The 12,768-nt window shown below is 41.9% G+C and carries 13 protein-coding genes; all 13 read left to right on the plus strand.

Annotated features, from left to right (window positions below; genetic code table 11):
• Positions 1-16 precede the first annotated feature (16 nt).
• The 13 genes from AC6B99_RS11980 (at position 17) to AC6B99_RS12040 (ending at position 12,766) form a co-directional block, all read left to right on the plus strand.
• Positions 17-1,096, plus strand: a complete 1,080-nt coding sequence (locus AC6B99_RS11980) for an alkene reductase (protein WP_056040279.1) — start codon at positions 17-19, stop codon at positions 1,094-1,096.
• A gap of 589 nt (positions 1,097-1,685) precedes the next feature.
• Positions 1,686-2,699, plus strand: coding sequence for an NADP-dependent oxidoreductase (locus AC6B99_RS11985; protein WP_056040280.1), 1,014 nt, complete (start codon positions 1,686-1,688; stop codon positions 2,697-2,699).
• A gap of 7 nt (positions 2,700-2,706) precedes the next feature.
• Positions 2,707-3,729, plus strand: a complete 1,023-nt coding sequence (locus tag AC6B99_RS11990) for an NADP-dependent oxidoreductase (protein ID WP_496663429.1) — start codon at positions 2,707-2,709, stop codon at positions 3,727-3,729.
• Positions 3,730-3,822: 93 nt separating this feature from the next.
• A complete protein-coding gene (locus tag AC6B99_RS11995) occupies positions 3,823-4,395 on the plus strand; it encodes a TetR/AcrR family transcriptional regulator (RefSeq protein WP_056040282.1) in 573 nt (190 codons plus the stop codon).
• A 464-nt stretch (positions 4,396-4,859) separates the two neighbouring features.
• Positions 4,860-6,269, plus strand: coding sequence for a dihydrolipoyl dehydrogenase (gene lpdA, locus AC6B99_RS12000; RefSeq protein ID WP_496663430.1), 1,410 nt, complete (start codon positions 4,860-4,862; stop codon positions 6,267-6,269).
• 108 nt (positions 6,270-6,377) lie between these two features.
• The gene (locus tag AC6B99_RS12005; protein ID WP_235533262.1) at positions 6,378-6,830 is read left to right on the plus strand and encodes a MarR family winged helix-turn-helix transcriptional regulator; all 453 of its coding nucleotides are present in this window, start codon (positions 6,378-6,380) and stop codon (positions 6,828-6,830) included.
• A 148-nt stretch (positions 6,831-6,978) separates the two neighbouring features.
• The gene (locus tag AC6B99_RS12010) at positions 6,979-7,635 is read left to right on the plus strand and encodes an ABC transporter permease subunit (protein WP_494860445.1); all 657 of its coding nucleotides are present in this window, start codon (positions 6,979-6,981) and stop codon (positions 7,633-7,635) included.
• Positions 7,636-7,656: 21 nt separating this feature from the next.
• Positions 7,657-8,550, plus strand: coding sequence for a glycine betaine ABC transporter substrate-binding protein (locus AC6B99_RS12015; protein ID WP_494879288.1), 894 nt, complete (start codon positions 7,657-7,659; stop codon positions 8,548-8,550).
• A gap of 20 nt (positions 8,551-8,570) precedes the next feature.
• Positions 8,571-9,341, plus strand: a complete 771-nt coding sequence (locus AC6B99_RS12020; RefSeq protein ID WP_494860441.1) for an ATP-binding cassette domain-containing protein — start codon at positions 8,571-8,573, stop codon at positions 9,339-9,341.
• Positions 9,338-9,955, plus strand: coding sequence for an ABC transporter permease (locus tag AC6B99_RS12025; RefSeq protein WP_056040288.1), 618 nt, complete (start codon positions 9,338-9,340; stop codon positions 9,953-9,955). The genes AC6B99_RS12020 and AC6B99_RS12025 overlap by 4 nt, the downstream gene beginning before the upstream one ends.
• Positions 9,956-9,982: 27 nt before the next feature.
• On the plus strand, positions 9,983-10,948 hold the full coding sequence (locus AC6B99_RS12030) for a zinc-binding alcohol dehydrogenase family protein (RefSeq protein ID WP_496663431.1): 966 nt from the start codon (positions 9,983-9,985) through the stop codon (positions 10,946-10,948).
• 48 nt (positions 10,949-10,996) lie between these two features.
• Positions 10,997-11,842, plus strand: a complete 846-nt coding sequence (locus AC6B99_RS12035; protein WP_494860436.1) for a Sir2 family NAD-dependent protein deacetylase — start codon at positions 10,997-10,999, stop codon at positions 11,840-11,842.
• A 27-nt stretch (positions 11,843-11,869) separates the two neighbouring features.
• The gene (locus AC6B99_RS12040; protein WP_056040293.1) at positions 11,870-12,766 is read left to right on the plus strand and encodes a protein-ADP-ribose hydrolase; all 897 of its coding nucleotides are present in this window, start codon (positions 11,870-11,872) and stop codon (positions 12,764-12,766) included.
• Positions 12,767-12,768: the final 2 nt, after the last annotated feature.

Consider the following 12,768-nt stretch of genomic DNA (forward strand, 5'->3'; position numbering starts at 1 on the left):
AATAGGAGGAATAAAAGTGGAGAAATTATGGAGCAAAACGAAAATCGGTAACATGGAATTGCCCCATCGACTAGCGATGGCACCAATGACACGTAGTCGAGCGCAAGAAGATGGTACACCTGGAGAGTTGGCTGCACTTTATTATGCTCAACGTGCATCCCTGGGACTTCTTATTACGGAAGGTGCACAACCTTCAGATGATGGTCAAGGTTACTTAATGACACCTGGGATCTATACGGAAAAGCATATTGCAGGCTGGAAAAAGGTTACCGATGCCGTGCATGAAGCAGGAGGGTATATTTATATCCAATTAATGCATGCTGGTCGTGTGTCGCATCCTGACAATACACCACATCATCGGCAGCCCGTTGCACCATCTGCAATTGCACCAGGAGTAGAAACGTTTACGGCTACAGGCATGCAGGATATCCCTGTACCACGCGAGTTGAGTAAGGAAGAGATTCAAACGACCATTGCAGATTATCGTAAAGCTGCGGCTGCAGCTATTGCAGCAGGTGCTGACGGTGTTGAAATTCATGGAGCAAATGGTTATCTGATTAACCAATTTATCGGAGAAAATTCGAATATGCGGACGGATGAATATGGCGGCTCTATCGAAAATCGTGCTCGTTTCGCCATTGAAGTAGCAAAAGCGATCGTTGACGAGATTGGGGCCGAGAAAACAGGCTTCCGTATTTCGCCAGGGACCCCTCTTGGCGGGATTCAAGATGGTGAACAGGGACCAGATCTTTATCGTTACCTGACGAAAGAATTAGCAAAATTGAATTTAGCCTACCTTCATATTATGCACCTCGGAAATGATGAATTGCTTCAAAACATTCGTTCCTTATGGACAAATCCGTTGTTAGTGAATCGTGCTGGACGGACACTAGAAAATATCAGCGTTGATATCGATAGTGATCTTGCTGATCTGGCACCTGTTGGGGTATGGTCATTAGCTAATCCGGATTTTGTGGAACGGCTTAAAGCAGGTACTCCATTAAATGAAGCAGATCCTGCAACATTTTATGGTGGTGGAAGCAAGGGGTATACGGATTATCCTACGATGAAAGAATTAGAATCTCAGAAGGGGTAAATATAGTATAGCTTATATGCTAAACATCAAGGTTTCACAAACAGTTTGAAGCTGGAAGTGACTCTCTATTTTTATAACGAAAAAGAGGCAATAACAAAATAGATTTAAACGTAAACGACAATATGGACAGTAGTTTAAACATGGCGTACAACTAAAAAATTGTACGCCATAAATGTATCCGAGAGTCATCCATGTTGTGAGACAAATGCTTTAGGTCAATGAATATTATATTTGTATAGTTTCTTGGATCAACCTAAAAATCAGTGCTTGATGCATGGATTGCGTTGTACTGCTAGGCTTTTACTGCATTCGGACGTTATAGGCCGATGTAAAACTTGTGGGAACACCAGCTACAGCGGTCAAGTCCAGATGATTCTGGAGTCGTGGGTAGGTCTTACAACAATAGAAATAGGTGGATTTTCGTAATCATATCTTTTGTCAAGCACTGGTTTTTGTGTTTTGATCCATCTGCACCTGAAGCTAGCGATAGCATTCATGAAACGATATTTAGATTAAGGTATTTAGAAAGTGAAAATTATAAGGTGACGAAACACAATGATGGTAACTAAACGGAAGGATGCTGATTAATATGAACACACTCATGAAGGCAGCGCAGATCACCAAGTATTCAAAAAAAATCCATGCCCAAGTCAATGACATTCCAATTCCAAAAATTTCTGACAACGAGGTTTTGGTAAAGGTCAAAGCTGCAGCGGTCAATCCGCTTGAAATGTTGGTTATCACAGGTAGCGTGAAACTGATTCAAGATTATGATTTCCCGTTAACGCTTGGTAATGAATTGGCAGGCGTTATAGAAAGAGTGGGTAAAAATGTAACTAACTTTTACGTAGGGGACGATATCTATACACGTCTCCCACTCAAAAAAATTGGTGCTTTTGCGGAATATGCCGCAATTGATGCTGCCGCAATTTCCCCTATGCCAAAGAACTTATCTTACGTGGAAGCAGCTGCTGCTGCACTGACTGGACTTACAGCGTATCAAGGTCTACATGAAGAACTTGAGGCACAATCTGGTCAATCTGTTTTCATTCCTGGTGGATCGGGCAGCTTTGGTCAAATGGCTGTCCCAATTGCAAAGGCAATGGGTTTAAATGTCATTGTCAGCGGTAACGCGCACGCGCGCGAACGCACTTTGGAAATTGGTGCAGACCAATATTTGGATTACACAAAAGAAAACTATGTAGACTTGTTGTCGAATGTCGATTACGTGATTGATACCTTGGGACCCGAACAATTTGACAATGAATTAAAAATCATTAAACCGGGCGGAAGATTGCTCTCTCTCCGTACAGGACCCAATAAACGTTTCGCACAAGACAATAACTTGCCATGGTGGAAACAAAAGCTATTTTCTCTTGCTGGTGCAAAGTATGACAATAAAGCCAAAAAACACGATGTGGAATACCGTTTTATCTTCGTTCGTTCTGACGGCGCACAGCTAAAAGAGATTACCGAAATCATTGAAAAAAACAATATTGTTCCACCGATTCATCCAACACTATTTACAATAGGCAACGTTAATGAAGCGCTGGAACTAGTCGCAAATGGGCGTCCAAAAGGGAAGGTGATTATTCATTTTTAAGGAAAAGATGATGAAAGCAGTCCAAATATACGGCTACACAAAAAAGCTAGAAGCACACATCAACGATGTGCCCATTCCAAAAATAAACAAACATCAAGTGTTAATCAAAACAAAGGTGGCAGGCGTTGACCCGCATCTTATATTAGCGATCACTGGAAAGGTGCGCGTTTTTGATAAATATGATTTTCCTTTGACACTCGGAAATGAACTTTCAGGTGAAATTGAATCGGTTGGCGAAGCGGTGACAGCATTTAAAAAGGGCGATAGAGTATATGCGCTGATGCCATTAGGTACAATGGGTGCGTTTGCACAATATGTTGTGGCTGATGCAAGTATTGTCGCGAAAATGCCCAAACATCTTACTTTTGAAGAGGGTGCTGCCGTTCCACTAGCGGCTCTGACCGTTGTTCAGGCACTTAATGTACTGAACGTAAAACCGGGGGCAAAACTGTTCATTTCTGGTGGAACAGGCGGATTCGGACAGATCGCCATTCCATTTGCGAGATCAAAAAAGCTTTTTGTAGCTGTCAGTGGTAGTGAATCATCTCGGCATTTAGCGCTATCCATTGGTGCTGACCAATTCATCGACTATCAGAAGCAAAATTATGTTGAGGTGCTGGAAGATTTCGACTACGTGATTGATACCCGTGGTGTAAGTGAGTTCAGGAAAGAATTACGTATTTTAAAACCTGGCGGAAAATTATTATCATTGAATGCTGTGCCAAATACACGTTTTGCAATTCAACATGGCGGATTTTCAACGATGCAGAGAGTCCTTTTTGGTGCAATCGGAATGCCGTTTGATATGGCGGCACATATTCAACGAAAAACTTATGATTTCTTATATGTTCAGCCAAATGGCAATCAACTAAAAAACATCCCCCAGTGGATTGATGAAGCGGGCATAAAACCAACCATTGATTCGATATTTGCGTTTTCGCAAGTGAACGAAGCTATTGCCAAAATCGCAAAAGGGACAGCTCAAGGAAAGATTCTTATGACTATACAAGAGGGAGAAACAACAACATAAAATTGATAAATCTAAATTGATTTTATTCAAGTTTTACCCTTAATTTTGCTGATCATTCACTTAAATGTATAATGAATGCATGAGGTGATGAAAATGGCAAGACATAAAGAATTTGAAGTCAATGAAGTATTAGATAAAGCTATACAACTCTTTTGGATGCAAGGGTACGAGAAAACTTCGATGCAAGAATTAGTCGATTTTATGGGAATTCACAGAAGAAGCATTTATGATACTTTTGGAGATAAGCATGCTTTATTTATAAAGGCACTCCAACGATACGAAGCTATTCAAAACAAAAAATTGAGATTATTGGTTGAAAAGCAAGAACCGGTTAAGGAATTAATTCGACAATTTTTGGAGTCCTCTATAGAGAAAGAAGGAGAACCCCAAGGGTGTTTCATCGTTAATTCGGGTGTGGAACTGGGCTTGTTAGATCCAGAAGTTTCTTCCCTTGTTGAAGATAGCTATTCAAAAACAGAGAAGTTGTTATATAATCTCATTTTTATTAGTCAACAAACAGGTGAAATTGAAGCTCATCTTGACCCGGAAGCCCTTTCTCATTTCTTCATGAATGTTTGGTTAGGATTACGTACGATGGTAAAAACAGCAACTGATAAAGGGAAATTATCGGGTATTATTCATACTTCGCTGAGCATTTTAGGTTGAAAGGGTAAAAATATGATTTTAAAAGTCACTGATCTGACTTAAGTTAAAAAAATTGAAAAATTCTTTACCAATCGTTCTATATATGATGTATTTATAATACAGGGAGATGGAATTTCGAGCAATTATTGGATAAATCGATGAGACTCTTTTTATTCTATGGGGTAGCAGAACGGTGAATTCACCTCTGATTACGAGGGTAATGTATTTTTTTCATTTTATTAGAACGTTTGTTTCTGAATTCTTGAGTCTCCCCCTGGTCCACAGCTATTCAACTAACGGATACGAATAGTTGATGAATGAGCGTTCAACATCCAATTATACGCTTAATATGAGGTGATGAGTATAGCAAATTCAACTTCATGTAAGAGGGATTTTTGCGGAAAATATAGAATGAACGTTCTAGTTTTTATTTATAGTAGCTAACTTGATTATTAAATGGAATTATTCATTATGGAGTATGAGAAATGGTCGTAGATGATGTTTACCAAGATATTGACACTCTAGTCATTGGCGCAGGCCCCGGCGGTTATGTAGCAGCTATTCGTGCTGCCCAGCTTGGACAAAATGTACTTGTTGTAGATAAAGAATACGTAGGTGGCGTTTGCTTGAACGTAGGCTGTATCCCGTCGAAGGCGCTTATTTCCGCGTCACATCAATATGAATCGCACAGCTACGCTTCTGCTTTTGGAATCGAAGTAGGCGAATCCAAGGTTGATTTTAGCAAGGTACAAGAATTTAAGAACAGTGTCGTTAAGAAATTGACAGGCGGCGTTGCTTCTCTATTTAAAGCAAACAAAGTCCAATATTTACAAGGCGAAGTAACGTTCATTAGCGAAAATGAAGCGCGCGTATTTAATGATCAGGAATCGCTGCGTTACCGTTTCAGTAACTGCATCATTGCTACAGGTTCCCGCCCAATCGAGCTGAAGGCTTTCCCTTTCGGCGGCCGTATCGTGTCGTCGAAAGGCGCTTTGTCCTTGCCTGAAATACCGAAGAGCCTCGTCGTTATAGGCGGCGGTTATATAGGTATCGAGCTTGGACAGATGTATTCGAAATTCGGTACAAAAATAACGGTAATCGAAGGCTCCGACGCTATTTTACCGGGTTTTGACAAGGATATGTCATCCATCGTCGCTAAGAAACTGAAAAGCACGAACGTTGATATCATTACAGGCGCACAAGCAAACGGTGCTGAACAAACTGATAAAGACGTAACTGTAACCTATACAGTTGACGACAAAGAAGAGAAAGTAACGGCTGACTACTTGCTCGTAACGGTTGGACGTCGTCCAAATACCGATAACAAGCTTGGTCTTGACCTTATAAACGTTAAAATGACCGATCGTGGCCTTGTTGAAGTTGATGAGCAATGCCGTACAAACATTCCTCATATTTATGCGATTGGCGATATCATTGCTGGACCTGCGCTTGCGCACAAAGCCATGTACGAAGGACGTGTCGTAGCTGAAGCAATTTCCGGTCAACCAAGCGTTATTGACTACAAATGTGTGCCAGCAGTCTGCTTCTCCGATCCTGAATGCGCGAGCGTAGGCTTGAGTGAGAAGGAAGCCATGGACAAAGGTCTTAACGTTAAGGTCGGCAAATTTCCATTCGCTATTAACGCACGGGCAATGTCGCTTAATGCTAATGAAGGCTTCGTCAAAATCGTATCAGATGCGGATTCCGGTCTTGTATTGGGTGCGCACATCGTCGGTCTTGAAGCTTCTAATATGATTGCTGAGCTTGCTCTTGCTATCGAAATGGGTGCAACTCTTGAAGATATCGCGCTAACGATCCATGCGCATCCTACACTTGGCGAGATCGTGCTTGAAGCAGCGGAAGTAGCACTCGGTTACCCGATCCACACAGCATAAGCCGGAACGGATAGTTGTTTTGAATACAGAAGCTCTGGCGTTATTCTAACAACTCGGTAGGACAGCTGTTTGACTGCAGCTTGACTGATTTAAGCAACAGCACGGTGCTTGACAAAAGTTTTATATAAAACTAAAATGAAGCTCATGAATGAAACATACATTTTATCTTTAGTTGGCCGCATCCATCGTCAGGGTAATCGGTTTATAGAAAGTGAGCTAAGAGAAAGAAATATTAAGGATATTGCGCCATCACATGGTGATATCTTGTTTAGACTGTATCAGCAAGAAAGCCTTACTATGCATGAGCTATCCAAGCTAATTGACCGAGACAAGTCAACGGTAACCGTTTTGGTTGATAAGATGGTGAAGAAAGGATACATCCGCAAAGAGAAGGATCTCAAGGATACTCGTATATATCGGCTTACTCTTACAGAGAAAGGATACGATCTTAGAAAAGTTTTTGAAGAAATATCTGAATCCCTAATAGACAAAATATATAGCAAGTTCGCTATTGAGGAAAAAAATCAAATCATAGAACTTCTTCGAAAGATCGAGTTCTAATTTTTTTGATGATTTAGTTTTATATAAAACTAAATGCTTGAGTGAATAGGTTTATGAGCACTTTTATGTTAAATATGGGCGCTTAGCATCCCCGTAAAACGTCGCAGCTATTATACGATGACTTTTCGAGGATAGAGGGGGAGTCACATTGGGCGTCAATTTATGGATGCAACTATCTGATTATTTTTTCAATCACTCTAAGGACTATTGGTTCTCTGTAAAATCGCATTTGGAGCTTAGTTTTTGGGCACTACTGCTGTCTGCATTAATTGGGATAACTTGCGGACACCTTTGTGTGAAGCATAAGCAATACGAAAGATGGATGGTAGCTCTGTTTCAAGCTTTGCGAATTATTCCGAGTTTGGCCGTTCTCCTGCTATTAATCCCGATTATGGGGACAGGGACGGGGCCCGCAATGGTCGCATTAGTTTTATTAGCGACTCCTCCCATTCTTATGAACACTGCTGCAGGACTAGAGAAAGTTCCTCCATTTTTATTGGAAGCAGCTTATGGAGCAGGTATGTCAGATCGGCAAGTATTATGGAAAGTCAAATTCCCTCTAGCCGCACCCATCATTCTTGCCGGAATGAAGACGGCAACGATCGAAATCATTGCAAGTGCGACATTGGCTGCCAAAATCGGTGCGGGCGGACTTGGAGGAATTATTTTCACAGGCTTAGGCCTTAATCGAATGGATTTGCTGTTGGTTGGCGGCATCTCGGTTGCCATGCTGGCGGTTGCAGCTGGATTGTCCCTTGATCTCACGGACAGGTTTTTGTTCAAATATAAATTTGTTAGAAAGTAGGGAATGAGAATGAGGAAGAAAATGAAGCCATTCACTGTTATCCTAACCTTTTTGGTATTGGCACTCATGATAGCGGCGTGCGGAGGCAATAGCGCAAACCCAAGCAACAGCGCAACGATTCGCATTGGAACAAAGGATTTCACGGAAAATTTAATTGTTGGAGAACTGTACGCCTTAGCTTTGGAAGATGCCGGGTTTCAAGTGGAAAGAGTCCCTAGCATTGCAGGTTCCGTGATTCATACCTCGCTCGTGAATCATGAAATTGATATGTATCCTGAATATACGGGCACCGGTTTATTGGCTGTACTAAAGATGGATCTCATTACCGATCCTGATGAAGTTTATAAGACGGTGAAGGAAGAATATAACAAACAATTTCAAATCACCTGGCTCAATTACTCCCAAGCGAGCGACGGGGCGGGACTTGTTATTCGTACCGATGTATCCAAAAAGCTTGGTATAACCACCATTTCAGATTTGCAAAAGCATGCAGCCGAGCTTCGATTTGCCTCACAAGGAGAAGTGGACCAACGAGAGGATGGCATCCCGGCATTAGAAAGAGTATATGGAAAAATGAATTGGAAATCATCGAAAGTGTATGACAATAGCTTGAAATATACAGTGCTCCGGAATAATGAAGCGGATGTTGCGCCAGCTTATACAACGGAAGGCCAATTAGTGAATAAGGATGAATTTACCTTATTAGAAGACGATAAGCGTGTATGGCCGCCTTATAATTTAGCTCCCGTTATTCAGAACACGGTATTGACCGCTAATCCTAACCTTGCAGAAATAATCAATAAGGTAAGTGCGGCATTAGATACAAATACCATTACAGCGCTCAACGCCAAAGTCGATGTGGATAAAGAGGAATATGAAGACGTTGCCAAAGCCTTTTACGAATCGATTAAATAAGCGGTTTCATGGAGGAGAACATGTCTCTTACAGCAATTGAGTTCAATAAGGTGAGTAAAAAATATTCGCATTCCGGAGATTACGTGGTCGATCATGTGAGTTTGTCGATCCAAGAGGGGGAGTTTGTCACGATTTTAGGCTCTTCAGGATCTGGCAAAACAACCTTATTAAAAATGATAAATCGTCTTTATGAACCGAATGAGGGGACGATAAAGCTATTTGGCGAAGATATTGCAATGGTTGACCCTGTAGTGGCTAGACGTCGTATTGGTTATGTCATTCAACAGGTTGGGTTATTTCCACACATGACCATAGCTCAGAATATCGCGGTAGTGCCAAAGCTTTTGAAATGGAATAAAGCTCAAATTCATACTAGAGTAGATGAGTTGTTATCGCTTGTAGGGTTAGAGCCGCAGGAATTTAGAAATCGCTATCCGTCCGAGTTGTCAGGTGGCCAGCAGCAAAGAATCGGATTGGCTCGAGCTTTGGCGACGGATCCCAAGATTATGCTGCTGGATGAGCCCTTTGGCGCAATCGATGCGATCAACCGGTTGAATTTGCAGGATGAGCTTTTGAGAATACATGGCGGGTTAAATAAAACCTTTCTCTTGGTCACGCATGATATCAACGAAGCATTTAAACTCGGAACCAGAGTCATGATCATGAACAAAGGTCGAATATGTCAATTTGATACCCCAAGCAATATTGTAAAAAATCCTGCAGATGATTTCGTATCGTCACTCCTTTATTCTTCGAGAGAGCAAGAACGTTTCTGGGAGGGATTGGCTTGATTGAATATGCCATACGCCATCCTGATAAATGGGTTAAGGCACTGCTGGAACATTTGGAAATGGTAGTAGCTGCTACGATTATTTCAGTTCTACTAGCTGCGATTTTAACGATAGCAGCCATGTCTTCGAAAATCATTTCAAAAATGCTGCTTCATGGATTTTCCGTCATTTACTCCATCCCTAGTCTGGCGCTTTTCGCGATTATGATTCCGGTAACTGGATTGGGAACAGGGACAGCCATTATCGTTCTAATCATATACAACCAATATTTATTATTGCGCAATTTTATTGCGGGTTTAACTGAAATCGATCCGTCTATTATTGAAGCAGCTGCTGGCATCGGAATGAACCCTATACAAGTTCTGTTTCAGGTCAGGCTGCCGTTATCCATAAAAACACTTTTTGCCGGAATCAGACTTGCAGTCGTGTCTACGATCGGCATGGCAACAATCGCGGCATTCATCAACGCAGGCGGATTAGGCAGCATTTTGTTCGATGGACTTCGTACAATGAATGTTAACAAAATGTTGTGGGGTAGCTTATTATCCGCTGGGTTGGCGATCGGTGCTAATGCTTTATTGATTCAAATCGAGAAGAAAATATATAAATTTTAGAGTGAGTATGGAAGGAGCGTTTTATCGATGAAAGCGATCGTTCTAGAAAAAGCGTGTGCACCTCAGGATTTGGTTGTGTGTGAAATTCCCATGCCCGAAGTGCTGCCAGGCTGGGTACGTGTCAAAATAAAAGCATTTGGCATTAACCGTTCGGAGATGTATACAAGGCAAGGCCATTCTCCATCCGTTAAACTGCCACGAGTGATTGGAATTGAATGTGCGGGGGAAATAGATGATCCTTCGGATAGTTCTTATAAAAAAGGGCAGCGTGTTGTGTCTTTGATGGGAGGACTGGGACGTGAATTTGACGGCAGCTATGCTGAATATGCGCTTATCCCGTGTACTCAAGTGTACCCTATTCAAAATGAGCTGGACTGGGTAGAGCTTGCCGCAAGCCCGGAAATGTATTATACAGCTTATGCTTCGCTATTTGAATGTCTAAGGCTGAGAGAGGGGGAAACATTGCTGATCCGTGGAGGAACCAGTTCTGTAGGCTTGGCCGCCTTGCAGCTCGCCAAGTCCACCGGCGCAACTGTTATATCGACCACCCGAGATAAAAATAAAGCAGATTTTTTAAAGCAGTTTGGCGCAGATTATGTACTGCTCGATGATGAATCATTAACCGAAAAGCTGTTTGCCATTGCGCCAAAAGGTGCAAATAAAATTTTGGAGCTAGTAGGAAAGGCAACATTGAAACATTCGCTGTCGCTCGTGTCAGAGTATGGCATCTTATGCATGTCAGGGATATTAGGGAATGAGTGGGAGATGGAACGTTTTGAACCGTTGGTTCATATACCGACAAGCGTTTATTTTACAGCTTTTACAAGCGAGCTCATTAAAGAAAATTTGCTTGCAGATTTGTTTGCTTTTATCGAGAAGCATAAGATCAAAGCGCCGATTGCCAAAATATTTACGCTCGACCAAATCCATGAGGCACATCTGTTGATGGAAAGTAATCAGGCAAGCGGAAAGATTGTTGTGATCAATCCGTGATTTTCTAAAGAGCAATCCATATCTGGAAGGAACCGAGGAGAGATCGAAATGATGGACAGTTATCGTGCGCGTTTGGACAAAGCAAAAGCGGCGTTGGAGGAAGCGGATACCATTTTATTAGGCGGAGGGGCAGGTTTATCGGCAGCTGCGGGCATCGCATATAGCGGGAAACCATTTACCGACCATTTTGGCCCCTTTATTGAAAAGTATGGCTTCACTGACCTTTACACGTCCAGCTTTTATCCGTTTGCAACAGAGGAAGAGAAATGGGCTTACTGGGCCAAGCACATTAGTTTAAGCCGCTATGAAGCGGGTGCGACCAAGCTTTACCAGGATTTATTTCGATTGGTTCAAAACAAGCCGTATTTTGTCATCACGACCAACGTCGAAAGCCAGTTTGAAAAGGGAGGCTTTCCGCCAGATCGCGTATTTGAGATACAAGGCAATTACAGCTATCTACAGTGTGCTAAAGGCTGCCATAACAAACTTTATTATAATGAACAAATCGTTAAGGATATGATTCAGCAGACCGTTAATTGTCAAATTCCAGCAGAACTCGTACCTAAATGTCCGATCTGCGGCGGAAAGATGGATCCTAATTTAAGAATGAACCGGTATTTTGTGCAGGATGAAAAGTGGCACGATCGGGATACGTCATACAAAAATTTTTTGTTGAATGCTGAAGAAAAGAAGATCGTCTTTTTGGAATTGGGAGTTGGGTTTAATACACCTGGCATCATTCGTTATCCATTTGAAACAATGACTTATCATAATGAGAAGGCTATTTTAATTCGGCTAAACAAAGACCACCCAGAGGGTATGCAGGAAATAAATGCTAAAACAGTCTCATTTACCGAAGATATGCAAGAGGTTGTATTAGCGGTTACGAAATAAAGCACATGTTGAGGGAGATGTAAAAGGGTGCAACTAACATTAATGGAGTATGCTTCTCTCATCCAATTGAACGACCGTTATATACCAGTGCAAAATGATTTCTGTCGTAAAGAGCAAATGGTAAACGATTTATTAGAAACGCTGCTGGAAGAACAACAGCAGGTGCGGAAAACGATGATTCCCTCTAATTATATGGAAAAACGCAATTTACTAAAGGGGCTTCTCACGGTCAGGGAACCGACACCATTAGCAGTGGACTTTTTAAGCAAGCTAGACGCTCTTTTGCAAACCGAATTAAAAGAAAAAGGGACTGTTGATGTGGATCATTTAGATTGCGTTTCAACTTTGGTACCCCGGTGCAGCTTTAGTCAAGCTGATAGATTCAGCTTATGGCAGGGCGACATTACACGGCTAGGTGCAGATGCAATCGTCAATGCAGCGAATCAATATATGTTGGGCTGTTTTCAACCATACCATGCTTGTATCGATAATGCTATTCACACCGCGGCAGGTCCGCAGTTAAGGGAAGACTGCAAAATAATTATGACTTATCAAGGCGAGTCAGAAGCTACAGGTGGAGCAAAAATCACAAAAGGTTATAATTTGCCTGCAAGGTTTGTTTTGCACACAGTAGGTCCAATTGTAACCAAAGGAACGGAATTGATAGAGCAGCAAAAGGCAGATTTAGCTGCTTGTTACCGAGCTTGTTTGGAGCTGGCCAGTGAAATAGAAGATATAAAAACGGTCGCTTTTTGCTCAATCTCGACAGGGGTATTTGGGTTTCCTAAGCCAGAAGCGTCCAGAATAGCTGTCCAGACCGTCAATGAGTGGTTGAATACGCATGCCCACCATTTTGAGAAAATCATCTTTAATGTCTTCAGCGACGACGATTACACGGAATACCTCCATGTTTTTCAATCCTGATC

The organism is Paenibacillus liaoningensis (assembly GCF_059609455.1).